Below are 24,698 nucleotides of genomic sequence, written 5' to 3' on the forward strand. Positions count from 1 at the left end.
GCTCCCCACTTGTTCACCCTTCGGAGGAAAGCCCATAGGCATCCCGCACAATCTGAATCGGATGCCGCACGGTCTTCACCGGCATCTGCGCAGTAGCTCCGGCCTGCTCTAATTGTAAACCCGCCAATGGACAGTCAGAGGCGACGAGATCCACACTCGTCTGGTCGATGGCCCGCACGGCCTTCCCCGCGATCTTCATCGAGAGGGGGAAAAACTCGACCTTGGCCGACCAGGACCCATCATGCCCTGAACATTGTTCAATGACGTCAACCTTCGCCCCAGCGCACTCCATCAGTTCTTTTGATTTGAATCCGATGTTCTGATCTCGCAAATGGCAGGGAATCTGATAGGCAACCTTCCCCGGCTCCTTTGTGAAGTCGGTCGCGAGCTGCCCCTCCTTTCTCATCTTCATGAGGTACTCACAGATATCAAATGTCTTCTCGGCCACCTGCTTGGTCTGCTCATCAGGCTGAAGTTCCGGATATTCCCGCTTCAACATCAAACTACAACTCGCCGTGGGCACCACCACATCGTACCCCTTGAGCACCCATGGGTACAATGAAGCGATATTGCTGCGGGCCGCCTGTTGGATGGCCTGGGTGTCACCGATGTCGAAGTTCGGCATCCCGCAACAGCGCTGCTCTGGGACGACCACGTGTACACCGTTCTTTTCCAGCACTTGCACGGTGGCCTTCCCGACATCCGTGACCTGCGCATTCACCAGGCAACTGGCAAACAGCGCCACTTTTCGGATGGGTGGATCGGCTGACATGGTCTTGGTCCGACGCCCGAACCAGCGCGAAAACGTCTCCGACGAGAAGTGCAGAACCTGTCGGTCTTGATGGATTCCGACGATCTGCTGCAAGACACGACGGACGACGTTGTTCCGCAAGAGCCGGTTTGTGATCGCGGCAGTCGCGCTACCCAGTCGCCCGATGGCATCCGTCATGATGAGCAGCCGATCCCTCCAGCGGACACCTCGTTCCGTCGCAAGTCGCTTTTTCCAGGCAACCATCAAATGCGGAAAGTCGATTTGGTAGTGATGGGGAGGTGTATAGGGACAATGGTTGAAACAGAGCTTGCAGTAGTAGCATTCGTCGACTACTTGATGATGGTCGGTCGGAGTAAGCTTAGAGACATCACCTTCATACACGTCGATGCGGTCCAGCAACGTGTTGAAGGACGGACAGAGGTTAAAGCAGCGCCGGCAGCCGTCACACACCTCATAGATCCGTAGAGTCTCTTTCTCCAACTGCTTGACGTCAATGGGGGAAATCAGGCTGATGCCCTTCATGATTCGTCTCTTGGAAAACAATCAGCGGCCAGCTCCCACCGACGGACTTTCGCCCAATCACCGGAAACTGACCGCTGAACGTGAACGGATACTCAGCTATTAGCTTTTCAAACTATCCAGTCCCTTTTGGAAGCGATTGGCATGAGACCGTTCGGCTTTCGCCAAGGTTTCAAACCACTCGGCCAACTCAGGGAACCCTTCGTCCCGTGCGGTCTTGGCCATTCCCGGATACATTTGTGTATATTCGTAGGTCTCCCCTTCAATGGCAGACCTGAGATTCGCGTCCGTATTGCCGATCGGCACACCGGTCGCCGGGTCTCCGACATCTTTCAAGAAGTCCAGATGGCCGAAGGCATGGCCGGTTTCCGCCTCTGAGGTGTCCCGGAAGAGCCCACCGACATCAGGATACCCCTCGATATCCGCTCGCCGAGCGAAGTAGAGATACCGGCGATTGGCTTGTGACTCGCCGGCAAACGCATGCTTCAGATTGTCGTGACTCTTTGTTCCTTTTAAGCTCTGTCCCATATCATCCTCCTCGTTGTTCGAAGGCCCACCCTTCCCCCGCGAAGATTATCGTCGCTTGGAAACTGCCGGGTAAGATAGCGCAGCCATCATCGGAGGTTCAAGAGGCTTTCCACCATTCGCCGGACGGCACCGCCGGCCCTGGGCGGATCCACTCGCCGGTCGAGTGAGTATTTGCGCGGCTGGGTGTTATAATAAATTGTTGTGGCCCTGGCGTATCAGAACTCTTCCATATGAGGCGCTTCGTGACGATCTTTCTTCCTCACGGCTTCTACCAAACCGTCGGCATAATATCGCTGTCTGTTTTGTTGCTCTCCGGTTGTGCGCAAGACTCGTATCAACGGAGGGCCGATGTGATGAAAGATCACGTCGAAAACTTCTACAGCCACCTGAAGGCCAATCGGGTGGGGTCGGCTGTTCACGAAAATGAACAGATCGAACTCATGGCCGACCAGATGGCGGACAGGGTCAAGAAGCGTGGACAGATGGGAGGAATCGGGCAAGTCGAACGCGAGTTCGCGCTGATGAAAACGGCGCGGGAAACAAGCGCTCAAAATTGGATCGCATTGGGGCAATACTTCAGGCTGAAGCAACAGCCGGACAGAGCCCGCGCGTCCTACCAACGGGTCATCGATACTTATACCAATCCGACTGAACAGGCCTACCGAGAGCAGGCGGCTCGAGCGTTGAAAGATCTGGATATCGTCTCGGGGCCTTCATCCGATCCCACTCGCTGAGCACACTGATTTGAACGTTGTCCGGAGAGCGCTTTTTGCCTGATCCCGCAACCCTGAGACACTCAATGCTCCGTCGTGTATTCCTGCTGGCTCTTTGCCTGGTAGCAACGGGATGTGTTCATCGCATTCATGTGACACCGGTGCCCACAAGTGCTCCGCCCAATACCATCCCTCGAGACCTCCAGGTCACCCTGAGCCCGATTGCACTGGAAGGCCCGGACCATCGACCAGGCATCACATTCCTGGACTGGTCGCATCAGGATTTGACGCAGGGAATCCTCGACTACCTGCGGCAACGAGGCACCTTTGCCTCAGTCTCGCCCGAATCCGGCGACCTTTCGCTTCACGTCGCCGTCAAGCTGGCGCTGAGTTCTCGACGAGGCCTCTATCACTACCAGATCATCCTGCGGGCAGATATGCGGGAAGCCTCACAGCTGATCAAATCCTATCTCACGGAACAGACTGCGGTAGGATCCTCGGTCCGGTGGGTGACGGCCTCTGATCGTCACCCGATTGAAACCGCGTTGCAGTTGGCGTTGGAAGACTTAATGGGAAAGATTGAGGCGGATAGACTACTCTACCTTAACCACACGACGCGACCATCGTCCTAATCACACGAAAACAGACAGCCCCCTGACGACGGTCACATCTGCGCCACTTGAGCCTGTGGCTCAACGTGGCCGGCATCTACATTCTGATCGAGTCCGTCCTTTGAAGCTTCAACATACTCGTGACAATCGAGACGGAACGCCTGGTCTCCGAATGCGACGTTGTAAAAGTTGCAATGGTGCGGCAGATCGGATTCTGCATGGGTGTTCGGTTGAAAATGTTCGCACGACACGCACATGCGCGCGATCGGAATCTCTCCTTGCAATTGAAGCGCACGAATCAGTTTCACGAGCGTCCCGAGAAGTGAGACCTGTTCCTGAGCCGATAGATTCTCGGTGGCCGATGCCAGAATTTCAGGCCATCGGTTTTCCACATGACCCGCTTTGGCCCCAAGGGCCGTTAAATGCACCGTCACGACGCGATTGTCGACTTCCCTGCGTCGCCGCCGAACGAACCGTTTCTGTTCCAGTGTTCTGATCACCTCGGACGCGGTCGGCAACTTGACCGAGAGTTCCCGAGCAATGGTCGAGACAGTAGCCGAATGGTTCGGTCGAGATCGCAGAAACGTGAGCACCTGAATTTGCAAGGGACCGATCCCCTGTCGTCCCTTCCGTCTCCAGGTTCGGCTCTTCATCGCCAGACCGATTTTTGAAAGTCCCGTCACCAAACGATCAGGGAGCGAGTCCTGGTTGATCGTGGTTATCGCTGTCATAACTACCCCTCCTCTCCCTATTAGTTCGGCAATCGGCACTAGCTGTCCGGCAATTGGCCGGAGGGTAGTCTATTGTCCTGTCTTCCTCCCCGTCAAGCCTGTTTCGCGCCCCAGAGGCCATCCCCTACTTTTGTTTTTCAACGGACCACGAGCACGCCACAGTGAGCATGTTGCACCACCCGAGTGGACACGCTGCCGAGCAGGACACGGCTGATAGCGCCCAGTCCTTTCGCGCCGGTCACGATCAGGTCTGCCTTGTTTTTCTTGGCCACCGTCAAAATCTCATCCGCCGGCTTCCCCAGCCTCACGGCTTCACGTATCTGAAAGCCTGATTTCGCGAGTTTATCCCCGTAGCGCTGCACGAGCCCCTTCCCAACCTCTTTCACCTCGGGATACTTCAAAAAGGGCATGGCGTGCACAATGGTAATCTGAACCGGCTCTCGGTCCGGACCATCGGGAGTCGGATTGATCGTACGCATCACAAACTTGACCGCCTTATCCGAAGCGGCCGACCCATCGATGGCCAGAATCAGATGCCGTACAGGCCTTGGGGGCTCTTTCACAACCAGGACAGAGCAAGGAGCATGGTGAATGGCATGGTTCGAGATGCTGCCCAACATGAATCGATCCAAGGCATCCAATCCTCGGGATCCGATCGACAAGAGTCCGACCCCACGCTGCGCATGCTTCATGATCGTGGCTGCCACCGTGCCTCGGTCGATCGTTACGGTCCCGCTCAACCCGAGCGTGGACAACAAGCTCTCCGAATCCTTTTTCGTCACCTTCGCCGCTGTCTCCATCCTCTTCACTTCAGACTGAATATACCGTTCCGTCCCGACGATCACCGGTTGGATCATGAAGGGAGCCCGAAGGCTCGCCGCATCGACGACTTGCAGGACCCGAACGACGGGCTGCACTGCGAACGGGATCTCCGCCAACCATTCCATCGCCCATCGGCCATACTTTGATCCATCAGTTGCCGCGAGAATCTTCATCGTGGATATCCTTTTCTTCAATACAAACCATACCCTATGACTTACAGGACCGTCTTGAATCGATCTCGAAACGCCTCTATCGGCAAGTTCGCCACCATGGCATACCGGCCCGCAGCATCCTGACTCCTCAGATCATCCTCATTGAGTCGGATCATATATTGTCGGGCAATGTGGTAGGACTGGGACCCAATCTCGACCATTCTGACCTTGGTCCGTCCGGTGGCATGATCCACCATCTGCTTGAACGGAATCGGAATGAATTGCCCATTCTGTATCGACACCATAGCCGCTGTCCCACCATCCAGCAGATACTGGGCCGCGCAGTACCCCAAGTCTCGGGTATATTCAATATCGTAGGGGATCGGATCGGCGCAACGGAGCTCGTACCCGACATTCTTCGACACCACGGTGATAGACAATCCGAGCGCGCGAAGCTGCTTGGTCAACTCCCGGCGTAAAACGTCGCCGATATCTATCTCCGTCATCCGTAAGTGGCCGTGCTCATCATGTTCCACATGTTCCAGGCCGCCAAGTTCATGGGGGTCAAGAATTTCAATCAGCCCTTCCGCCACTACTGCAACTCCGTCGGTTCGACCCTGCTCAAAGCGCTTGATCATCGCCCCGATCAACAGATCGACCACTCGTTTCAATTTTACGGGCCGTTCACGAAACTCTTCCGGAATAATCGTCAGGGTGGCGCCTGCGGCCTTTCCAATCCCCAATGCCAGATGGCCGGCCTTACGTCCCATGGTTACAACCAGGTACCAGCGAGCGGTCGTACGGGCATCCACCATAAGATTCTTGACGATCTCGACGCCGACATGGCGAGCCGTTTGAAATCCAAACGTCGGGACCCCATAGGGGAGATCCAGGTCATTGTCGATCGTCTTTGGGACGTGGACGACTTGAAGTCGCCCACCGGCTCGCTCCTCCAGCTTCATAGAGGAAAACGCGGTATCATCTCCGCCGATCGTGATCACCCGTGTGACGCCGAGCCGAGACAGCGCGGACAACACATTGTCGAGTAACTCCGAACTTTTCGTCGGGTTCGCGCGAGATGTGCCCAGATATGACCCGCCTCGAAAATGAATCCGACTAACATCCTCGATCGAGAGTGGGCGCACCTGTCCCGTACCACCCTGCATGAGCCATTTGAACCCATCGATGATCCCCAGGACATCCGCTCCCCCAAGAATACTGCGGATCGTCGCTGCGCTGATCACACTGTTGATTCCGGGGGCAGGCCCGCCTCCCACCAGGATTCCGACTGTCTGACGTTCTGCTGCCATTGACTTCTCCTTATACTGAGGATGGGGCAACGCCCTCCAGTGTCGTTCTCACATCGCTTCCGTCATGGTAGATATTCGCCCTTCGACGGAACTCACGACCGCGAGTCTGTCGAACAGTGACGCGTCCTGTGCTCGTGATAATGGATTCCCCATCAGCTCTCCCGTTCCCTCGCCATCTGCGGCATGGTTGTATACTCCATCCGCTCGAGATGGCAAGCGGTGAAACGTCCCTCCCCACGGAACCATTCCTGTGATTGAGCGACTGACTACAACGGGGCTGGACGAACAGGCCTTCTCGGATAGCGAGGTGGGTCAGTCTGATCTTTCGTCCAACCCAACATGCGCACGCAGGCGGTTGTAATCAAAGGCTGTCTTGCCGAGGCGCCGGCGGCCCGGATCATGCCGCTCCATGTCGTCGATCAACTCCCCCACCTTGCCTGTCATCGCTGGAGTCAAGGCGGCATGCCGAGGCGTCTGCCCACCCAGCGCGACATGAGGCTGATCCGACCATTCCAAATAGGTCTTTTCTAGGAACTGATTGAGCACCGTCCTCTCTTCCTCAGGTGTCACGGTCAGCCTCAGCGGAGCGTCCGCCATCAGCTCATCCGCCGAAAGCTGCCGAGCCGGTGGCACCACGGTTTCACCTCGAAAATGTAATGAGAATCCCAACCCAGCCGCGAGCCGATGTTTGAGGAGATCCAGCCGCTGTGGGTTGTCGCATTCCACGAGAAGCTGATATGCCGTCAGTGTCAGCCTGGCCACGAGCATACCACCCTCCCGTTGGACCCACTGCCGGGTGACGGGTAGCTTCACCGTAGCAGCCTGCCTGTCGGCGGGATCATGCTGCTCCGGAGCCAGGTCGGTCATCCCGGACAGCACATCGGTGAACATGTGATGCTCGTGGTGATCATAGAGTGCAATTGCATACAGATAGACTTGATCATCAGCTGTGCGATATTCGACATGAACGGCGGCATCAATCAGCGCCGCAAGGCGTTGTTCGGCAAATGCCCAGAGGACCATGTAGCCGAACCGCTTGGTGAATTCCTTCCATTCCCCCAGCGAAAAGGATCCGGTACTCATCTCCATTTCACGTCGCCAATCAGAGGTCGTATCGAGCAACGCCTTCGCATCAGCTTGTGACATGGTGACCCCACAGCCGCCCCATACGGCTCGGTCGGACTCCAAAGGAGAATTCGGGTCATGGATGACCCTGGTGAGCAACGGACGGTCCACGCTCAGATCCTTGACGAATTCACCGCCTGGCAGGACCACCCTTGTCCCATCAGCAAGGGATTGCAACACAAGATCTTGGCCAGCTTGCGGTAACGAGAGCGGCTTCAGAACATCGACATAGGAATGCTTCAAGGGATCGAGCCACTGTCGCTCCTCTTCAGGGATGTGTTCAGTGATCACGTCTCGCAGCTGTTCGATGAGGGTCAGCTGTCCGTCTTCGGGATAGTAGTCACAGAAGAGATAGAGACTCGCCAGTGCTATTTCCTGTTCCAGCGGCGCGACAAGCCGTCCTGCCTCTCCCTCAACATATGGCTTCAGGACGCGCGCCAGCGCGCGCTCTCTCTGCACGCGAAACTCCGGTCTGAGAGAGAAGCGATTCAGCCGCGCGAGAATCGCGTCCAGTGTCTGCGGGCGCGGCACCCACAAGCCCATTCCCTTGTCACTCACGCGATTCATGAATTTCTTCCATGACGATTTCCTCTGCATCGAACCAGTCTCTGAGGGCATTCCCATCTTGACGGCCGCGCTGTTCCCAGAGCTCGTAGGCTTTCTGTGAAATCCGTTCCCACATTCCTTCCGGTAGTTCGATGGGCTTCTCAACCCGCCTCACAGCAGGAACGGGGCGGCCCTTCCCTTTGCTGCTCTTGGTCTTGGGTTTGGTCTTGGTTGTCGTCTTGCGCGTTGGCATGACTCGCTCCTCTACTACACGTTGTTTGGCATGGATGGTCTCACAAGGACAGGGCGATGGCTTGGATGAAACTTCGGGCTCCGGACCGTCAGGACTGGGCACGAAGACTTTCGAAGAACGAACTCTGCGACACTACCAAATAACGCGTGGGACAAACCACGTCGACCATGAGTCCCCATGACAATCAACCCCACATCAGGGGCCAGAGCCGCATTGAGGATCGAATCAGCCGGTAGCCCACCGGAGATGACACAATCAGATACCAGCCCTGACGAGGTGAGTGCTGCGGTGAGATCAGACAACCGCTTGGTGATCACTGTCCGATCAGCGTCACGCTTCGCCAGATGAGGCAAGGTGAAGTCCAATCCGTACGAAACTGGCTCCAAGACATGGAGAATTCTGATGGAGGCCTTGCATCGTTGAGCAACCAATGCCCCATACTCCAAGGCGTCGAGCGAACAGTCCGAAAAATCGATCGGGACCAGAATCCGCTGAATCCCCGATGGATTGTGCCGAGCTCCACCCGCGCTCTCTTTTTCAGATCGCTCAGCGTGCACCGCTAGAACCGGGCAAGGCGCCGCCCGGATAATTCGTTCCGCCGTACTTCCCAAAAGAACATGTGCCAATCCGGTTCTGCCTCTGGTACCCACCACAATCAGATCCGACGCTTCGTCCGTTGCGGCTGCTAGAACTTCTTCACTCGGAATGCCTGTCGTAATCTTCGTCTCCACCGAAATACCCCGATCGGCTGCCCGTGCTTTCAATTCAATTAACTCTTGCGTTGCCTGCTTCATTAATTCGGCCAAGTACAGCCGATTGACAGGATTGTCCGGGTCGAGCCCAGAGGGAAACTCCAGCACATGCAGCACGGTCAGCAAGGCATCCCATGATCGTGCGAGCGCGAAGGCATAGGCCTCCGCAGTCGCCGACCCTTGTGACCCATCGGTCGCAAATATAATACTCAGGCCTTCCACAGACCCGCTCACACAGCCTCCGCACTCAATAGAAGCAACTCCCCGTTCATCGTCGGATGAATAGAGCATCGGAAAACATGCCGACCTGGTCGCGTCATGTCAAATCGAATCGTGGCGCTCTGTTTCGAATCGAGATATACCCCTCCCACGCCACGACCATAGACAATCACCCCATCCTTCTCAATCTGAGTGGGAATACCCTCAAACATGGTCGAGCTGAAATCGTGGCGCTCCGCATCTTCATTTTGTACCTTGATGGCGGTTGGAAATCCCAAGCGCAAGGGGCCCTGCTTCGTCACAAATCGAAAATCCTTGATCGTCACGTCCACCACCTGCTCGGACTGCGCCACCAGGACTGTACCGTACATCCAAGCCAGACAGGCCACGGTGAGAACCATCCCTAACCTTCGCCATTGCATACCACGTTTCCCGAGAATCATACCCCCCTCCCTCTGATCGCTATCGTGACGCCCGCCGTTGCGAATCAGAAACCGGAAGCGGCACAGTCAACACAGGACAACCCGCCGTGCGAACGACCTTTTCCGCCGTACTGCCGAAGAAAATCTTATCCACGTTTCCGACTCGCCCGCCATAGCCGCCGATCACAACCAGGTCAACCTTCCCCGTCCGCGCAACTTTGGCGATTTCAGCGAACGGCACCCCCTCTACAATCCGGCGTTCGACCGTAACCTCCGAGGCTACCTTCGATTCCAACAATTGCCTGACGTTTAAACGGGCATGATGGCGCAGCCGACGGCGTTGCGGGGCGGCATCTGACGGAACCGCCAAGAGCCCCAAGCGATGGAATGCGGTAAGCGTACTCGTATCGATCACGTGCAGCACGAGCACCGTCGCACCACACAAGCGCGCCATCTGACAGGCCACCCGAAAGGCTTCCTCTGAACAGGGGGAAAAATCCACTGGAACCAGGATGGTCTTGAAGAGATCCGTATCCTGCCGCATGAACGATCCTCCTGCTATGGAAAACTGAGCAAGTGCGATGCCACTGATACAAACTGATGGTTCACAGCTGATCGCATGAAGAGACTCCGAATTTGTTGCTTTCGCTCATGCCATTAGCCATCGACTATTCGCTTCGTCTCCGAAAGTCGTGGCTCTCTGCCACAGTGGTCATTCACTCTCTGTAGCAGAAGGGGGCAAGCGCGGAGCAGCGTGAAAGGTGAGAAATAAAAGGTAGTGAGCGGACAGTCTGAACAATCCTTTTCACCCTTTACATCTCACTTGTCACTGCTCTCGATGGCATTGGACTTGCTGCACCTTTGCCATTGAGTCAGGGAGCGAACGATGTCTCGCACACAGTGCGCTCCTACTCGGAGCTATAGCGTTAGGTCTGGCGATTGCGATCTACCTCATTTTCTTCTGTCCAACCGCTTGCCAGTGAGGTGCGTATGAAACTGTTACTCGCCGTTGATGGCTCTGACCATTCCTACGAGGCAGTCCGATCGCTCAAGTATCTGCCTCGGGCTGAGGCGTTGCATCTTGTCCATGTGCTCGACGTCCCAAGTCCGGCTTATCCTATGATGATGCCGGAAGTGGCACAGGAACTGTACGAGACCGTCGAGCGAAACATGCACGACGACGGGACCCGTCTGTTGGATCGCATCGTGTCCTTGCTCCCGTTGGACGTTGGGCCGGTTACGAAGCATCTGGTCGTTGGATCTCCGGCAGAACAACTCGTGGCCTTGGCTGAACAACTCAAGGTAGGACTGATTCTCTTGGGTACTCGGGGCCTTGGACCGATCAAGGAACGACTCATCGGAAGCGTCTCCCATCGAGTCCTGACGTTCGCGCCGGGCGCCAAGCTGATTCTCCCCGGTCCCTTAAAAAAACTACATCATATTCTACTGCCCTTACAAGGAACCTATGATGCGGACCATGCCCTCTCCCTCCTTGAACAGAAACCCTTTCGTGAGTTGCCTACGGTGACCCTCTTCACCGTCCTGCCCCACACCAGGCCCCCTTGGCCGGTGGATGCGGTTTCCGCTGAGCATATGGAAACCCATTCCCTCCGCAAAGCGAAGGACTTTCTCGACGAGACGGCATCCAAACTCCGCCTCTCAGGCTACGAAACCCGCTTGATGACGACATTGGGCACCCCAGTGGATGGAATTCTTCGGGAGGCCAGAGCCTTGAATTCGGACCTGATTCTCATGGGGTCTCGAGGGCGCCACGGCGTGACCCGCATGGTACTCGGCAGCGTGTCCCACGCCCTGTTACACCAGGGCACCTATCCACTGATAATTTTTGGCTGACGATCGAAAGAGGTGTACGATGCCGATGTATGACTATACGTGTCTCGATTGCGGGAAGGAATCGCTGATCGTGGTAACATTGAAAGAACACGCAGCCGGAGGGATTGTCTGTCCGGCCTGTGGGAGCAAGAAGTTGCAGCAGTTGTTTAGTCCGTTTATTGCTCACACGACAAAGAAAAGCTAGAACTATGCTCACGACTCAGCAACAGATTAGATGGCATCGATTCTTTTTTGCAGGGCTCGTGAGTCTCTCCATGCTGAGCTGTCTGGCTATACCCTCACTGTATGCTCAAGACTATCCACCCGACCGTGAGCGCGGGAAAGCCTTGTACGAACAGCACTGTCAGAACTGTCATGGCCCGACTGGTCGGGGTGATGGCCCAGGCGCCATGGCGCTGAAAGTCTCACCGGCCAATTTTCAGCGGTTCCAGTCCTTCCTGAAATCCGATGACGAATTACTGCGAACCATCGAGCACGGCGTTGTCTACAGCCCGATGCATTCGTGGCGTGGTCAGCTCACCGATGGAGAAATGCAGGACGTCGTGGCGTACATCCGTGTACTGTCGCAATAGGAACGATGATCGTCCTCAATGCGAGTAGCGGGACCGGTTTGAGTTGGAAGTTGCTGGTTTCGGGTTTCACGTCTCACATCTAGGGAGACTGATACCAGAAACTTGAAACTCCTGACGGACGGACGAGATGATAAATCTTTGTTCGCGGGAAGGGCACCGCAGCGATGGAGCAGTTGGCCCTTCATGATGCCCCCTCATTGTAGAGATTGAGAACGAGTTCGTCACGGGTGGGACACGTGGGGTCAAGGAAGGAAACAAGATCATCCCGGCCCTCGTCAGCTACATCCACCGATTTGAGGCGCACGGTTGTCTCATTTCCCTGACTCTCGATTGGCACCCACCAAACCATTGGTCACTCTGGAAGTAGGGCAAGCGATGGGCAATCCGTTGTTTGACGACGACTCTTGTGTGTCGGCTCGATGAAGGATGCACCGATACGAGGGACGGTAAACCGTATACCAAAACCATGAAGGAGACACGAATGAAGAGATCCTCCGTGCCAATCACGATCGTGGGAATGATCCTCCTCATCGGACTCAGCACCACATGGGTCTGGGCCGCTGCGCCCCCGGCTGCCGATACGGTGTCACCGGCACTTCCACTCTGCAAAAGCCCGCACAAGAAGAAACCTGTCACGGCCAGAACGTTACAAGAGCTTATACGCGCTCATGAACGGTGGGTGGAATATCGTGGCAACCAGAATGCCAAGCGGATGGAGCTCTGCCAAGCGGATCTGAGTCGAGCCACACTCACGGGGGCAAATCTTGAACGAGCCGATCTGGAAGCCACCGTTTTACGGCAGGCAAATCTGACTCAGGCCACCCTGGCTCAAGCCAGCTTGGCTGGGGCTGATCTCACCAAAGCCATCCTCAAAGACGGTAATCTCTCAGGAGCCGATCTGCGTCGTGCCAGACTCACGGGCGCCAATCTTTCTCGTGCTGTGGGTGACGAGGCTGCCTTGTTTGACGCCGTCCTCATCGGCGCCAAATTGAATGAGGCTGCCTTTGAGCGAGCCCAATTTGAGGGTGCCGACCTCAGCTCTGCCGACTTGACCGACGGCAACTTCACCGAGTCGTATTTTTATGGGGCAATACTGAAAGGTACGGTCCTCGTGAATGCTGACCTGACGGGCGCCGACCTGCGCCGCACCATCCTGACCAGTGCTAATCTCTCTCGTGCCAATATTCAAGGTGCGTTGCTGGATCGGGCACAACTGGAACAAGCCAAACTGGTCGAAGCAGACTTGGAAAGTGCCTATCTGGACGAAGCAAATTTGAGCGGAGCAAATCTGAAAACCGCGATCCTTCGTGGTGCAGACTTGCGGTACGCGAATCTATTGCGTGCCGGCCTGCAGGAGGCCGACTTGGAAGGAGCCAATCTCGAACAGGCCGCTCTCGTCAAGACTGATGGGAACTTGGCCAAGCTCAGGATGGCCATTCTCTACCACGCCACTCTCGATGAGACCAATTTCCTGGACGCCACCCTCACCCGTGCGGTCCTGATCGGGGCCAAAGGCTGGCACACCAACTTTATGAACGGCGACCTCAGCGAAATCTATGCGCCAAAGTCCTCGTTCCGGCAGGGTCAGTTCAACAGGACCAATTTGGAAGGGGCAAATTTCGTCGGTGCGGATCTTCGGGAGTCGAATTTCAGCCATGCCAACTTGACCCAAGCCAATCTACAGGACACGAATCTGCAAGATGCCCTGCTCAATTCAGCCAATTTGACGGGTGCTCGGCTGGATTCAGCCGATCTGCGTCGCGCGAACTTCAAAGGCGCCACCCTCTCGTCGGTCATTGGTCTCACACAAGCACAGCTCAACGGGGCCTGCGTCGACGACCAAACGAAATTGCCTCCTGGCTTGAATCGTCCCGCTCCCTGCAGCTCACTGAAGAAAGAGGGGCGATGACCGCACAACACCAGCACAGTATCAGTATCAAAGCGGATCGCCGGCAGCTACGATGAAGCGGTAACAAGCCTCGTACGGTTTGTCGATCTACGAAAAGAAACTGAGCATCGTTCCCGGCGCAACACACCTCTTTGAAGAACTGGGCACGTTGAAAGAAATTGTGGAACAGACGGTAAGTTGGTTTCGGAAGTATCTGCAGGAAGTGAACTAACGGGGAAGAGAATGGAAGGTCTTTCTAGCAGAGAACTGCTGGGTCCTACACAGACATACAGTCCTATTCATTGGCACGTGTCGTCATCGCGTCTTGATATGCTTGCCAGTCGTGTAGTATCGCTGAGACCATAACAGCACCGTTGAGCCACACATTCGTATTCTTATTAATAAAGAGCGGAACTTGGCAACTTCTCACTTGTCCGCAATCATCGCGTGTGACGCACGCCACACTTATTCGCGCGCACAAGATCAACGCATACGTTGCGTTCAAAAGAATCGCTGTGGGACCACAATGATATCGTTCGGATAGACAGGGTCGTCGAGCTTAACCGGAATCGATTCTTCCTGCCCATTGATTATTCGTAGTACCTTTGTACGACTTTGGGAGGCTTTGGGGGTAAAGCCTCCGGCCATCGTGACCGCCTTGTGTATGGTCAAACCCTTCTCATACATATAGTCGCCTGGGCGACCCACCTCTCCGTTCACATAGAGTCTAGGGGCTTGCGAGACGATGATGAGGTCATTAGGCAGAATCGGAGCATCTAACGAAACCGGAATGGTTTGGGAGCTCCCTCCGCTTAGACGAGTCACCATCACCTCGTCTCGATTAGCTTTTTCCGAAAAACCTTCCGCAAGGGCGAGTGCTTCCCGGACGGTCACACCCTCTCTGTATTCAAATCCTCCCGGCTTCCTGACTTCCCCACTCACCGTGAAGCTCCGATGTTTTGTGATGAATACGGTCACTTTTGGGTGCCGCAGATAGCCCGCTCGAAGACGAGCCGTCAATTCCTCCTGAAACTCTTGGACGGTTCGTCCCTCAACGGATACGACGCCGATCAGCGGGAAGGTTATCGTGCCGTCGCCGTCCACCGTGCGCTCCACGGAAAGATCGTCTTCGCCAAACACCTGTATGTGGACGATGTCGTTCGGGCCCAACCGATAGGTTTGTTGAAGTTCAGCGCCAGTAGTTTCGACAGCACCTGCAACAACCATCGCGATGAAGGCAAGACCGATCATGTTGATAACGGTATATGTCACGATCGTTTGACCATGGTGATGATATTGACGTCATGCTGGCTATGGGTCGTGATAGCCGAACCATTCCCTATGGCTGACCCGATAACCCGAACGCTGGCAGTCATTGTAGGGTACGACTGCCAACACTCATTTGTGATAAATCCGTATCTGACAGGCCTCGTTCGGCTTCCGCAATGACCATATCTCCTGTGGGCTTGAAGGTTGGCACCAATTCACGAAGAAGCTCAATCACGAGATCGGCTTCCTGACGCGCTGCGGCCTGCTCCAGTATGGCGATTCGCGACCTTAGCGTGTAAAGAGTCCAGGGACTGTTCGACCTGACCTTTGCAATCTTCTCCAACCGCGATGGCTCGATCAATTCTGCATGCCCAACCAATTCCTCATACAACTTTTCGCCTGGCCGAAGCCCCACAAACGATATCGCAATGTCTTCTTCCGGCACAAGACCAGTTAGGCGTATAAGCTGTCGCGCCAAATCCACAATCCTAATCTGGTCGCCCATATCCAGCACATAGATCGCACCGGGCTCTCCCATCACAGCCGCATGCAAGACCAGCTGCACGGCTTCTGGAATCATCATGAAATATCGACGGATCTCAGGATGTGTGACGGTCACCGGCCCACCTGCCTTAATTTGCTCAAGAAAGCGGGGGACGACACTGCCGTTGCTTCCCAGCACGTTCCCAAATCGGACGATCGAGAATCTCGTTTGTCCGCATTCCTCCAAGCTTTGCACGATCAGTTCAGCCACCCGCTTGGTCACCCCCATGACACTGGTAGGGTTCACGGCTTTATCGGTTGAAATCATGATGAATTGTTCGACCCCGCAACGGGCCGATGCTTGAGCCGCAATTCGGGTCCCTCGCACATTGTTCTTCACCGCTTCGCATGGACTTGCCTCCATCAATGGGACATGCTTGTGAGCCGCTGCATGAAAAACGATCGCGGGCTTGAAGGATTGCAAGATCTTCTCCACCTGAGCCTCATCTCCAACATCTCCCACCACAGGACAAACAGAGATTCCACAAGCACGATCGACCAGCTCATTATGGATGGCGAACAAGCTGTTTTCATACCGCTCAAACAGGACCAACAGGCTAGGCTCAAGCACCGCGATCTGCCGGCACAACTCGGATCCGATTGAGCCACCCGCCCCTGTAACCATAATCGTTTTGCCCTTAATGAGTTGGCGCAGGGATGTGACATCAAGTCCAACGGGAGTTCGTTCCAAGAGATCTTCAATCGCCAGATTCCTAATTTGTGTGATCTCGACTAATCCATCGAGGATGCTTTGGAGATTCGGCACTGTCTGAATTCTTACCTTATGCGGTTCGAACAGCTGTACAAGATCACGCATAACTTTGGGCTTGGCGGTTGGTATTGCCAACAAAACGACCTGTGGGGCAATTTCTGCCATAATCTTGGCAAGCTGTTGACGGCTGCCAAGGACTGGTACCCCATGAATACGTTTCCCCATTTTTGACGGATCATCGTCAAGAAATCCCACTGGTTTGTACTTATTTACTGAATTCTGTTTCAGTGCCCTCACCAGTCTCTCACCAGCACTGCCGGCCCCGTAGACGACAACGCGTATTTCGCCTTTGGAACGAGCACGCTCATGCAAATATCGACGGCAGAGCCGAGCCCCTCCCACAAGAACAATCACCAGAACCGTGTCCAATAGGTATATAGATTGTGGATACACCATGAGCCCTATGCCCCACCGAACGATCAGATGGAACACCGCCATTCCACAGATCGAAGCGGCGATAATATTCCCAAGGTCCCAGATGCCCGTGTGCTTCCACACTCCCTGATAAAGCCGGAAGGTGAGAAAACTCGCCAGACGAACCACCATCAGCAACGGGAGCGTCTGCTCAAACAACCCCATCGCCCAATCTGGGACAATCCCATCGAACCTGAGCCAAAATGCGAGATAATTGGCCAGCCCGATCAACGCCAAGTCAATTATGACAACACAGGACAGACGGATTCGCAGCAATGATGCGATCATGGTAATGGACTTACACGTAAGAGATCGATTTTAGACCAAGACTGCCTTTCCACTCAGGAGCGGAGTGGCAGCAGGCGGCTATGCATGGCGGTGGTGCAACCACGCTACGCTGGAATTGGAACGACCATGAAGAAGCTCACGGCCGTATGGTCTAAGCCATTCGTACAATTCCGGAGAAAAGCGACCGAGCATCGCACACCCAAGACTGGGAAAGAAGGATCGGATCTCACGAGCAGATGGCACTTTCTGGGAAACATCGAGCGGAGTAGCCACGATGTTCACCTCAAGACCAGAACCGAAAAAGACAAGAGTGAAGATTGCCGCTGCCCTCACCACATGGTCTCGCGACGTCACAATCATCACGCGATCCAGCCCCTCCCGTGCGAGCACTCGACGCATGGTTAAGGCTTCGTCGACTGTATTGCGGACGCCGGTTGCACACAGTGCCCTGACTTTGCTCTCCCGGAAACAGCCGGGATCGATCAAGGTGGATAGCGTTCGCGGCGCGAACCCTTGTTCGACTAACGATGCGGCATGTTGAATTCGCTTGATATCTTGCGCCAAGACAACGATCACATCGGCTGATCGCGGCTGTTCAAATAAAGGATGCTGGAGAAATACCGTCACAACCTGGGGGTGAAAGACGAGCCAGTTCAGGCCATAAAGCCCAAGGAAACCTACGAACGGCAACGCTATGACCATCAGCGCCACACAGCTGACTCTCGATAACCGCTTCGGCACAGCAGTCATCCTTCTTCCATCGAACTTGCTGTCTGTTTGGATCGTGATCGTCAACGGAGTAACCGCTCCACCTGCACGCACACGTGGTCTATTTCCTCCAACGTGGTGTGCGAATACAAGGGCAACGCAAGGGCTTCGCCGCTGATCCTGTTTGTGTGTTCTAGTCTCGAGCTTACCCGTCTGGGGAAGCGTTGGAAAAGCGCTTGCGCATGAAGCGGTGGATAGAAGTATCGCTTCGTCTGGATTCCAACTCCCTTCAACGCCTCCTGGACTTGATCCCGGCTCGCTTTTGCGCTGTCCGTGATAAACAAGACAAAATAGTTTCCGCTGGTCGTCCGGTCATCGGGAAACTCCTGAACCCAACAACCGGGAAGACTGCTCAGACGGTCTCGATAGATCGCAATGAGTTCCCTGCGCGCTGTAACGAGTTCGCCCAGCATTCTTAATGAGAGTAGCCCGACCGCCGCGTGAAGCTCGCTCATGCGGGCAGATAGCCCCAGACAATGCATTTCTTCCCCCTTCATGGGGTCTTTGCCGTAATCTCGAAGAGATCGCATTTGCTCCGCGAGGGCTCGGTCATTCGTGGTGAGCAATCCTCCTTCCACTGCCGTCACCACTTTGGTCGGACTCATCGAAAACACTTCACAGAGCCCAAATCCTCCCAATGGCCAGCCGTTGTAGGTTGCACCGAGTCCTTGCGCACTATCAAAATAGACAGGCAACCCCTTACGCTGGCCCAGATCAAGCAACGCCTCAATATCAGGAGGCAACCCAAAGATCGACACCCCACAAATCGCCACCGTGTTCGGAGACAGATTGCGTTCGATATCCTCGGGATCGATCGTGCACGTTTCCGGCAGACAGTCGCAAAATACGGGAATCAAGCCATTCCACAACAAGGCCTGTGCTGTCGCAGCAAAGGTAAACGACGGTACGATCACTTCCTTCCCCGGCGGCAACCCCAGGGCGCGGGGTATCATCATCAATCCGGCCGTACAGTTTGACAGCGCGACACAGTACTTCGCTCCGGTCTGCTGACAGACCTCTTCCTCAAGCAGTTTGACTGTGGGACCAAGCGTGACGGTACCGGCTTCCCAGCTCGGCCCGAGGAGTTGCATGATTTCGTACACCGATGGAAGGGTCGGACGTATGATTGAAAGCTGCATAGTTTTTCTCCTTCGGCGTTTTCGCCCTTGGAATGTGATGTGTCGAGATAACCGAATACTGCTCGTGGGCTTCGTTCTAGTCAGTGGAAGAGGGGCGCGACACCAGACCCCGCTGGATGAAGCGGGCGGCGATTTCTGTGCGGGTTATGGTGACGACAGAACACTCGCCAGTTGTACGCTGCCCCCAACAAGGTAAGTGCACGCTGGTGGTGATGCGATCAGAGTACGGCTAGAGTCTGACGGGAATGGCCCGGTGGTTACACCGCCTCCGGGATAGCGAGGATTCCAGGTGTTCCCTAATAGTCGTACAAGACGAAACGAGTCGTTCACTTTCAGCGATCAGCCGCGCGGCCTTCGAAAGTGGCGCGGCGGTATCATCCACCGATCCAACACAGAGGAGTTGTCGTTGTGGATCAATCCTAGTCAGTCCTTGCAACGCAGCAGGATCGCGGAGGATCGAACCGGTACTTACCCGGAACAAGCCATGACTCAATCGACCAATATGATAGGTGCCCGAAGTTGTCGAGAGGGTGAACTGTGAAAATCCATAGCGGAGATAGCGCGCACTGCTTTCGGTCATTCCCGAAACGGTCCAGTGGAGCGCCTCCGTGGACTCCCCTGATGGAAGCGGTAATTGAATCCACCGTGCGTGATGTTCAGGAGTCATCCCCCACGACCGATACCATGCCCTCGCACGAGGATTATCGTAAAAGACGTCAAGGGCAAACTTCTGTTCCTCTGATCGCCGTATCCGCTGTAACCCATCGAGAATGAGCATCGTGCCAAGGCCTTGGCCACGAAATTCTGATGCGAGATAGAGATGATTGAGTTGCAACATCGTACCCGTGTGCCGCCAGGAGCACATACCAATGACGTGCCCTTGCATCATCCCGACCACATACTCGTCTCCTGTCTTTGCCGTAATCTCGTCGGCGATATAGCGTGCGAGCTGTGGGCTCCCCATAATGGTGATTTGACGCACGGCATCGCTCACGCCCTCACGCATCAAGACAGCAATGGAATCACTATCGCCTACTGCAGCAGGTCGAATGAGAGATTGCGTGAGAACGTTGTTCATCGTTGGAACTGCGAAAGGCCTACCCACGATAGGCTGGGAAAAACCCATCAGCAGGCGACCAGTTATTCCCCTGTTCGCGTTCCCAGGCTGCTCGTTTGTCGATCAGGGTCTGATACAGATGACGGTTCAGGATTTGTGCCCCGACCGTAAACGGAACATTTCCGTTTCTTGCAAACTGTTGCTTGAACCGCAGAAGACTATCCTGCCCGGAATATCCGCCGCCCAAGACAACCTGTTGCTTCCCCTGAGCTTGGCCCCAAAGATGGACTCCGTGGCGTAACAAGGGATTGGCGCGGCACCGATACCCTTCTTCGAGCGTTCCAGCCAAGAAGGAATAGAGATGGTTAGCGGAGATCAGCAAGAGTTCTGAGGATACGATGCGCTGATTGTGGAGTGCGTGGAACAACGCGACTCGATTGGGGACTTGGGCGATCAGCCGTTCAAAAAAGGATTTCTGGAAGTAATACATCGGCAAGGCCCCGAGACGGTCCATAGTCGAGTAATACACGGTGAGGAATTCATCGAGGCGCCTGCACTCAGGATCCGGCTCGAGTATCACACCAGCTCGTTCTGCCTGGCGCACATTTTCTCGGACGCTCTTCTCATAACTCCGCAGCAGCATGTCAGCCGGCGTTTCGAGTGACACAATCACACAGGGCCCCTTCACCACGGTGTCCCCGTAAAATGGGATGAGTTGGTCCTTGAACAGCGAGAATCTCGTGAACAACGATACCGCACGGATAGCCTGTACCCACTGTTCAAACTCACTCCAAAAGGACTCGACATTGTATGGTCCCCACCCGAATGGCCCGCCATATCCGTATGCTGAAACAAGATCACAGATTTCACCCTCCCCACGCCCCCACGGTTCAGCCCAGAGAGGGCGAACGATCAACGGAAACAGTATCCCGCTTTCCAAACCTCTCTGAGCGGCACAGATGACCTGATCTCCCGGCCGGGCAAAGAGTTCAACATACCCTGGATGGGCGACCACATCCTGCAGCGGCCACAGATGCCAGAGATCGAGCCATTGAGCTCGCTGTGCTGGAATGGCAGCATTCAGAAGATGGAACATATCTCGGTCGGTGCCCATGGCCGTCGGCTACAGTGTTTTCACTGCGGTGGTGGCTACTTCCAGAGAGTTGGGAAGATGATCGGATCGGCATAGTCTGGAAACCCGTCTTCTCGTTTCGGCGCGAGATCGTCAAGGAAGATATGCCAGGGGACGCCTTGTCCGTTACGATGGAGGTGATATCGATTGTCGGCGTCCTGTAAATGTACCGCGAGCGCGAGGCGAGGGGCTTGACTGGTATTCGGCCCGCTTCCGTGAACTAGGCGGCAATGATGCACGCTGAGTTCACCTCGACGAAGGGTCATAGGAATCTTGGTCATGGGGGCTCGGTCAGGGAACCTTCGTTCTAGTTCACCGAGATCCTTACACCGAAAGGTGCGTAGATCTTCAGTGCCTGACCACCGATGGCTGCCATCAACATAGAGTAACGGCCCCATCTCGACGGTGCAGTCTTGAAATGGAATCCACATCGTAAGCAAGTTATCTGATGTACAAGTGCCCCAGTAGGCTCGATCGGTATGCCAACCGACGACCGATTCTTCCTCCGACAACATACCGGGTTTGTCGACCAAGGTATCGGCGAAGTACCGGATGGTAGGACTTCCTGTCAGACGGGCGGCAATGGCGCCCAAGATTGGAGATAGCGCCAACGTTCGGACCGCTGCATTTTGAAGCGCTACGACCTCCGCGTTACGCACGCCATTGCCATTGCCAGGCTTCCAGTCGGAAAACCCGCTGGTCTGGGGAAGGATCCAATCCCGTTCTCCAGAGAAATGCCGTTGAATACCGACAAACGCCTGGTCGAGCAGTGCCTCGGATAACACGCGTTTTGATCGGTACCAACCATGCTGACGATAAAAGACCACATCTAGGTTTGAAGGCAGCAGAGCTTCTTCTTCCGGTGTTAACGGCATCATTGGATCCTTAGCTGGTTGTTAGAGAAAGGAGGGGATTGGCCCCGAAGACTGCTTCACGTTGCTTACGAGGACGAAGAACGTATCACTGATAGAGGGTCGACATGGTGCAAAACGGCAACGCCTGCCCCTACGATTGACCATTCGCCAACTACAATGGATTCCCGTATCACGGAGTTACTGCCAATGAACGAACCCTGCTTAACCTTGGCGGCACCGTTCACAACAGCAGCAGTAGAAATGTGGCAATGGTCTTCGATCACGACATCATGCTCGATCAGTGCTTTCGTATTGATGATGCAATTCCGTCCGACGGAGGCCCCGGCATTGACGATTGCCTGGTGCATGACGATCGTCCCCTCTCCAAGTTCAGCCCGACGTGACACATGAGCTAGTGGAGAGATGATGATGGGGAAAACGATGTCGAACTGTTTAAGATGCGCGAACACCCGAGTCCTCGGCTCTGAGGATTTAATCTGCCCGATCGTGATGAAGAAGTTGCGACAGGATCGCACCAGCGACGGGAGATCTTCCTCCCGGCCCAATAATGGATAGTCGGTGAGCGTCAAGTCTTGAGCCGGCTTTTCGTCGACGATGCCGAGAATGGTAAACCGACCCTCCATTTCGATGACGTCGATGCAAGAACGACAATGCCCTCCGCCGCCGATCAATATCAGATCTTCTTTGTGTTTCATCACATCATTTTAGCACACGATATCGAGTGGTACCTCGTTAACGGGAGAGTGGATCCGAGGGCGTGCCCTTAAATTTCCCTTCCCATGATGGGTCATCAGGATGTGTGACACCTTCCCGTTTCAGAACTTTCCAGGGCGTCATCAGGAGGATTTTGCAATCCAACCAAAGCGAGCGATGATCGACATACCAGAGATCAAGAAGAAACCGCTGGTTCCAGTTGGTGTTATTCCGACCATTTATCTGAGCCCACCCAGTCAAACCGGGTGGAACCTGATGACGACGGTGTTGTTCAGAACTGTATTGTTCCAGATATTCCATGAGAAGAGGCCGCGGACCAACGAGGCTCATCTCGCCTTTCACGACGTTGAACAATTCCGGAAGTTCGTCCAGGCTGGTGCTGCGCATCAACTTACCGAATCGTGTGAGTCGATCCGCATCGGGCAAGAGATGCCCATCGGAGCCACGGTCATTGGTCATTGTCCGGAACTTATACAGCATAAAGGGTTGTCCGTATAAGCCAGGACGTTTCTGCGCAAAGAAGAGCGGCCACCCATGAAACACCCCTGTCACCGCGGCTGTGACTCCGATGATCGGAAGAAGGACCGGAAACAGGCTGATGGTCAGCACGAGGTCAAGCGCTCGCTTCCCTGGGAAGAGCCGCGCGATCGTCGTCTTAGAAGGGTTGATCCTAGGGTCCATACTCAGGTCACTTTTTTGTGCTGCATGGCCTGCGCTGGAATCATGAGATCATCGGGGGAATCAAGGCCGAGTCACTCTGCTTTTCAAAATGTCGATATCCGGGGAAGAAATCAGCGGATGCACGAACATCTGCGCTCAGGTTTACGAGCAGATTCAACGCCCTGTTCTTCACATTATCCATCACGACGCGATAACTGCAGAACTGGCTCCGCATGGGTGAGAAACCTGCCTTGAAGTGAAACAGCGAATCTTCCCTGCCTCCTACCCCGCCACCAATATGAAAGGTGTGACACACTTGCTCTTGGGCCCAGCGCCACATGCAGTCCACCACTAATTTCGATGGTGATCGACGCTGATACTGCTCGGCGGTTGCAAGAAGATGGTGCTGAGCGATCCCATCGGTGATGATCATCAGACCAGCTGCCGCAAGATCATTGGTGCCGGTCATCGCACAGACCAGGTGCACCCGGTCGCCAAGTTGGGTCCTCAGCTTTTCAAAGTATGCTCGCGAAAAGAAATACCGCCCTTTGGCACCTACCCGCTGCATATTGGCATGATACAACGCGATGAACTCGGGAAACCGGTTCCAGTCATCACGAGTACAATAGTACCCTCGTCGCATGAGCCGTTTAATGTCGCGTTGATGGTTCGTCGACACCTGCTGCCAAATGTGCTCCTTGGAATCAGACAAATTGATGTACACCGTCGGCCCGTGCGATATCAGTTGACCGAACTCTTCTAGCGGGCCTTGTGGCAACGGAAACAGAGGATGCAAACGGATGAATGCCGTCACAATTCCACGTTCCCGTGCGATATCGCAAAACGCTTCGAGAAATAAGGATAACTGCCCGTGCGAGGGTGACAACAACACGCCCGGGTATCCATAGGGGGACATGCAATCGCACCAATCCCTTGGAGCGTTGAGCATTTGGGGTATGGGACGAACAAGAAGCGGAATCAGACAGGCCTCCGACTGACGTTCAGCGTAGAAGGCCATCGGTATCGCGGTTTCTTCAGCTGCCGCCAACTCGACATACTCAGGCAAGTCATAGAAGTCATGTTTGGTTCTTTTCAAGAACTCTCTCCAGCGTACATCCTGATGATCGATGAACTGGGCGATCATATGTTGTGAGCCCCACCATTCTTGGAGCAAATGGTTCCCTGTTGGTCGAGACACATCACTCTGGTTGCACCTCGCGGATCTGCGGGTCTCATTTCATTGCCTTCCACGCGGGTCTCTCGCTTAGATGTGGGTCT

Annotated in this window: 26 protein-coding genes; 6 read left to right on the forward strand and 20 right to left on the reverse strand. The window is 54.9% G+C overall.

Features of this window, described 5'->3' with window-relative positions; genetic code table 11:
- Positions 1 to 13 precede the first annotated feature (13 nt).
- Both COMA1_RS03165 and COMA1_RS03170 read right to left on the reverse strand, forming a co-directional pair.
- A complete protein-coding gene (locus tag COMA1_RS03165; RefSeq protein ID WP_090743655.1) occupies positions 14 to 1,294 on the reverse strand; it encodes a heterodisulfide reductase-related iron-sulfur binding cluster in 1,281 nt (426 codons plus the stop codon).
- 99 nt (positions 1,295 to 1,393) lie between these two features.
- Positions 1,394 to 1,819, reverse strand: coding sequence for a rubrerythrin family protein (locus COMA1_RS03170; protein WP_090743657.1), 426 nt, complete (start codon positions 1,817 to 1,819; stop codon positions 1,394 to 1,396).
- Between the two features lie 242 nt (positions 1,820 to 2,061).
- On the opposite strand from COMA1_RS03170, the gene COMA1_RS03175 reads away from it, so the two are divergent.
- Together COMA1_RS03175 and COMA1_RS03180 are read left to right on the forward strand one after the other, a co-directional pair.
- Positions 2,062 to 2,553 carry a hypothetical protein gene (locus tag COMA1_RS03175; RefSeq protein WP_090743660.1) on the forward strand — a complete coding sequence of 164 codons (492 nt, stop codon included), beginning with the start codon at positions 2,062 to 2,064 and terminating at the stop codon, positions 2,551 to 2,553.
- Positions 2,554 to 2,693: 140 nt separating this feature from the next.
- Positions 2,694 to 3,164 carry a hypothetical protein gene (locus COMA1_RS03180; RefSeq protein WP_141654201.1) on the forward strand — a complete coding sequence of 157 codons (471 nt, stop codon included), beginning with the start codon at positions 2,694 to 2,696 and terminating at the stop codon, positions 3,162 to 3,164.
- Between the two features lie 32 nt (positions 3,165 to 3,196).
- Here COMA1_RS03180 and COMA1_RS03185 read toward each other — a convergent pair whose 3' ends face one another.
- From COMA1_RS03185 to COMA1_RS03220, 8 genes are all read right to left on the reverse strand, one after another.
- A complete protein-coding gene (locus COMA1_RS03185) occupies positions 3,197 to 3,874 on the reverse strand; it encodes a MarR family winged helix-turn-helix transcriptional regulator (RefSeq protein ID WP_090743665.1) in 678 nt (225 codons plus the stop codon).
- Between the two features lie 137 nt (positions 3,875 to 4,011).
- The gene (locus tag COMA1_RS03190; RefSeq protein ID WP_090743667.1) at positions 4,012 to 4,869 is read right to left on the reverse strand and encodes a universal stress protein; all 858 of its coding nucleotides are present in this window, start codon (positions 4,867 to 4,869) and stop codon (positions 4,012 to 4,014) included.
- A 41-nt stretch (positions 4,870 to 4,910) separates the two neighbouring features.
- Entirely contained in the window at positions 4,911 to 6,158 is a 1,248-nt protein-coding gene (pfp, locus tag COMA1_RS03195) for a diphosphate--fructose-6-phosphate 1-phosphotransferase (RefSeq protein WP_090743669.1), read from the reverse strand.
- Positions 6,159 to 6,470: 312 nt separating this feature from the next.
- A complete protein-coding gene (locus tag COMA1_RS03200; protein WP_090743673.1) occupies positions 6,471 to 7,850 on the reverse strand; it encodes a hypothetical protein in 1,380 nt (459 codons plus the stop codon).
- Positions 7,834 to 8,082, reverse strand: coding sequence for a DUF2934 domain-containing protein (locus COMA1_RS03205; RefSeq protein ID WP_090743677.1), 249 nt, complete (start codon positions 8,080 to 8,082; stop codon positions 7,834 to 7,836). Before COMA1_RS03205 ends, COMA1_RS03200 begins: the two co-directional genes overlap by 17 nt.
- A gap of 14 nt (positions 8,083 to 8,096) precedes the next feature.
- On the reverse strand, positions 8,097 to 9,068 hold the full coding sequence (locus COMA1_RS03210; RefSeq protein WP_176697814.1) for a universal stress protein: 972 nt from the start codon (positions 9,066 to 9,068) through the stop codon (positions 8,097 to 8,099).
- Positions 9,065 to 9,496 (reverse strand): cupredoxin domain-containing protein, encoded by a 432-nt coding sequence (locus tag COMA1_RS03215; protein ID WP_090743683.1) that lies wholly within the window; start codon positions 9,494 to 9,496, stop codon positions 9,065 to 9,067. The genes COMA1_RS03210 and COMA1_RS03215 overlap by 4 nt, the downstream gene beginning before the upstream one ends.
- Before the next feature lie 19 nt (positions 9,497 to 9,515).
- Positions 9,516 to 10,019: a universal stress protein gene (locus COMA1_RS03220; RefSeq protein WP_090743687.1), complete on the reverse strand. Its 504-nt coding sequence runs from the start codon at positions 10,017 to 10,019 to the stop codon at positions 9,516 to 9,518.
- A gap of 446 nt (positions 10,020 to 10,465) precedes the next feature.
- Here COMA1_RS03220 and COMA1_RS03225 point away from each other — a divergent pair, with 446 nt between their 5' ends.
- The 4 genes from COMA1_RS03225 to COMA1_RS03240 all read left to right on the forward strand — a co-directional run bounded on the left by COMA1_RS03225 (position 10,466) and on the right by COMA1_RS03240 (position 13,810).
- A complete protein-coding gene (locus COMA1_RS03225; RefSeq protein ID WP_090743690.1) occupies positions 10,466 to 11,329 on the forward strand; it encodes a universal stress protein in 864 nt (287 codons plus the stop codon).
- A gap of 19 nt (positions 11,330 to 11,348) precedes the next feature.
- Positions 11,349 to 11,513, forward strand: coding sequence for an FmdB family zinc ribbon protein (locus tag COMA1_RS03230; RefSeq protein WP_090743692.1), 165 nt, complete (start codon positions 11,349 to 11,351; stop codon positions 11,511 to 11,513).
- A gap of 4 nt (positions 11,514 to 11,517) precedes the next feature.
- A complete protein-coding gene (locus COMA1_RS03235) occupies positions 11,518 to 11,901 on the forward strand; it encodes a c-type cytochrome (RefSeq protein ID WP_090743695.1) in 384 nt (127 codons plus the stop codon).
- A gap of 481 nt (positions 11,902 to 12,382) precedes the next feature.
- Positions 12,383 to 13,810 carry a pentapeptide repeat-containing protein gene (locus tag COMA1_RS03240; protein ID WP_176697815.1) on the forward strand — a complete coding sequence of 476 codons (1,428 nt, stop codon included), beginning with the start codon at positions 12,383 to 12,385 and terminating at the stop codon, positions 13,808 to 13,810.
- Between the two features lie 480 nt (positions 13,811 to 14,290).
- Here COMA1_RS03240 and COMA1_RS03245 read toward each other — a convergent pair whose 3' ends face one another.
- From COMA1_RS03245 to COMA1_RS03290, 10 genes are all read right to left on the reverse strand, one after another.
- On the reverse strand, positions 14,291 to 15,061 hold the full coding sequence (locus tag COMA1_RS03245) for an SLBB domain-containing protein (RefSeq protein WP_141654203.1): 771 nt from the start codon (positions 15,059 to 15,061) through the stop codon (positions 14,291 to 14,293).
- 100 nt (positions 15,062 to 15,161) lie between these two features.
- Positions 15,162 to 17,075 carry a polysaccharide biosynthesis protein gene (locus COMA1_RS03250; RefSeq protein WP_090743704.1) on the reverse strand — a complete coding sequence of 638 codons (1,914 nt, stop codon included), beginning with the start codon at positions 17,073 to 17,075 and terminating at the stop codon, positions 15,162 to 15,164.
- Positions 17,076 to 17,153: 78 nt separating this feature from the next.
- The gene (locus tag COMA1_RS03255) at positions 17,154 to 17,816 is read right to left on the reverse strand and encodes a YdcF family protein (RefSeq protein ID WP_176697816.1); all 663 of its coding nucleotides are present in this window, start codon (positions 17,814 to 17,816) and stop codon (positions 17,154 to 17,156) included.
- 50 nt (positions 17,817 to 17,866) lie between these two features.
- Positions 17,867 to 18,982, reverse strand: a complete 1,116-nt coding sequence (locus tag COMA1_RS03260) for a DegT/DnrJ/EryC1/StrS family aminotransferase (protein WP_090743711.1) — start codon at positions 18,980 to 18,982, stop codon at positions 17,867 to 17,869.
- 229 nt (positions 18,983 to 19,211) lie between these two features.
- Positions 19,212 to 20,060: a GNAT family N-acetyltransferase gene (locus COMA1_RS03265; RefSeq protein ID WP_176697817.1), complete on the reverse strand. Its 849-nt coding sequence runs from the start codon at positions 20,058 to 20,060 to the stop codon at positions 19,212 to 19,214.
- A gap of 19 nt (positions 20,061 to 20,079) precedes the next feature.
- A complete protein-coding gene (locus tag COMA1_RS03270; protein WP_090743718.1) occupies positions 20,080 to 21,153 on the reverse strand; it encodes a GNAT family N-acetyltransferase in 1,074 nt (357 codons plus the stop codon).
- Between the two features lie 35 nt (positions 21,154 to 21,188).
- Positions 21,189 to 22,049, reverse strand: a complete 861-nt coding sequence (locus tag COMA1_RS03275) for a phytanoyl-CoA dioxygenase family protein (protein ID WP_090743721.1) — start codon at positions 22,047 to 22,049, stop codon at positions 21,189 to 21,191.
- Positions 22,050 to 22,111: 62 nt separating this feature from the next.
- Positions 22,112 to 22,741, reverse strand: a complete 630-nt coding sequence (locus COMA1_RS03280; RefSeq protein ID WP_090743724.1) for an acetyltransferase — start codon at positions 22,739 to 22,741, stop codon at positions 22,112 to 22,114.
- Positions 22,742 to 22,778: 37 nt separating this feature from the next.
- Positions 22,779 to 23,441 carry a sugar transferase gene (locus COMA1_RS03285; RefSeq protein ID WP_090743727.1) on the reverse strand — a complete coding sequence of 221 codons (663 nt, stop codon included), beginning with the start codon at positions 23,439 to 23,441 and terminating at the stop codon, positions 22,779 to 22,781.
- Between the two features lie 40 nt (positions 23,442 to 23,481).
- Positions 23,482 to 24,516, reverse strand: a complete 1,035-nt coding sequence (locus COMA1_RS03290; protein ID WP_176697818.1) for a GNAT family N-acetyltransferase — start codon at positions 24,514 to 24,516, stop codon at positions 23,482 to 23,484.
- Positions 24,517 to 24,698: the final 182 nt, after the last annotated feature.

Source organism: Candidatus Nitrospira nitrosa (assembly GCF_001458735.1).
GTDB lineage: Bacteria > Nitrospirota > Nitrospiria > Nitrospirales > Nitrospiraceae > Nitrospira_D > Nitrospira_D nitrosa.

What these genes read in the sequence shown, in the direction of transcription:
- COMA1_RS03205 (WP_090743677.1), bottom strand. Translation starts at nt 8,082, where the DNA reads ATGCCAACGCGCAAGACGACAACCAAGACCAAACCCAAGACCAAGAGC.
- COMA1_RS03165 (WP_090743655.1), bottom strand. Translation starts at nt 1,294, where the DNA reads ATGAAGGGCATCAGCCTGATTTCCCCCATTGACGTCAAGCAGTTGGAG.
- COMA1_RS03275 (WP_090743721.1), bottom strand. Translation starts at nt 22,049, where the DNA reads ATGATGCCGTTAACACCGGAAGAAGAAGCTCTGCTGCCTTCAAACCTA.
- COMA1_RS03280 (WP_090743724.1), bottom strand. Translation starts at nt 22,741, where the DNA reads ATGAAACACAAAGAAGATCTGATATTGATCGGCGGCGGAGGGCATTGT.
- COMA1_RS03260 (WP_090743711.1), bottom strand. Translation starts at nt 18,982, where the DNA reads ATGCAGCTTTCAATCATACGTCCGACCCTTCCATCGGTGTACGAAATC.
- COMA1_RS03220 (WP_090743687.1), bottom strand. Translation starts at nt 10,019, where the DNA reads ATGCGGCAGGATACGGATCTCTTCAAGACCATCCTGGTTCCAGTGGAT.
- COMA1_RS03240 (WP_176697815.1), top strand. Translation starts at nt 12,383, where the DNA reads ATGAAGAGATCCTCCGTGCCAATCACGATCGTGGGAATGATCCTCCTC.
- COMA1_RS03200 (WP_090743673.1), bottom strand. Translation starts at nt 7,850, where the DNA reads ATGAATCGCGTGAGTGACAAGGGAATGGGCTTGTGGGTGCCGCGCCCG.
- COMA1_RS03230 (WP_090743692.1), top strand. Translation starts at nt 11,349, where the DNA reads ATGCCGATGTATGACTATACGTGTCTCGATTGCGGGAAGGAATCGCTG.
- COMA1_RS03185 (WP_090743665.1), bottom strand. Translation starts at nt 3,874, where the DNA reads ATGACAGCGATAACCACGATCAACCAGGACTCGCTCCCTGATCGTTTG.
- COMA1_RS03270 (WP_090743718.1), bottom strand. Translation starts at nt 21,153, where the DNA reads ATGGGCACCGACCGAGATATGTTCCATCTTCTGAATGCTGCCATTCCA.
- COMA1_RS03190 (WP_090743667.1), bottom strand. Translation starts at nt 4,869, where the DNA reads ATGAAGATTCTCGCGGCAACTGATGGATCAAAGTATGGCCGATGGGCG.
- COMA1_RS03235 (WP_090743695.1), top strand. Translation starts at nt 11,518, where the DNA reads ATGCTCACGACTCAGCAACAGATTAGATGGCATCGATTCTTTTTTGCA.
- COMA1_RS03250 (WP_090743704.1), bottom strand. Translation starts at nt 17,075, where the DNA reads ATGATCGCATCATTGCTGCGAATCCGTCTGTCCTGTGTTGTCATAATT.
- pfp (WP_090743669.1), bottom strand. Translation starts at nt 6,158, where the DNA reads ATGGCAGCAGAACGTCAGACAGTCGGAATCCTGGTGGGAGGCGGGCCT.
- COMA1_RS03170 (WP_090743657.1), bottom strand. Translation starts at nt 1,819, where the DNA reads ATGGGACAGAGCTTAAAAGGAACAAAGAGTCACGACAATCTGAAGCAT.
- COMA1_RS03265 (WP_176697817.1), bottom strand. Translation starts at nt 20,060, where the DNA reads ATGAACAACGTTCTCACGCAATCTCTCATTCGACCTGCTGCAGTAGGC.
- COMA1_RS03215 (WP_090743683.1), bottom strand. Translation starts at nt 9,496, where the DNA reads ATGATTCTCGGGAAACGTGGTATGCAATGGCGAAGGTTAGGGATGGTT.
- COMA1_RS03285 (WP_090743727.1), bottom strand. Translation starts at nt 23,441, where the DNA reads ATGGACCCTAGGATCAACCCTTCTAAGACGACGATCGCGCGGCTCTTC.
- COMA1_RS03225 (WP_090743690.1), top strand. Translation starts at nt 10,466, where the DNA reads ATGAAACTGTTACTCGCCGTTGATGGCTCTGACCATTCCTACGAGGCA.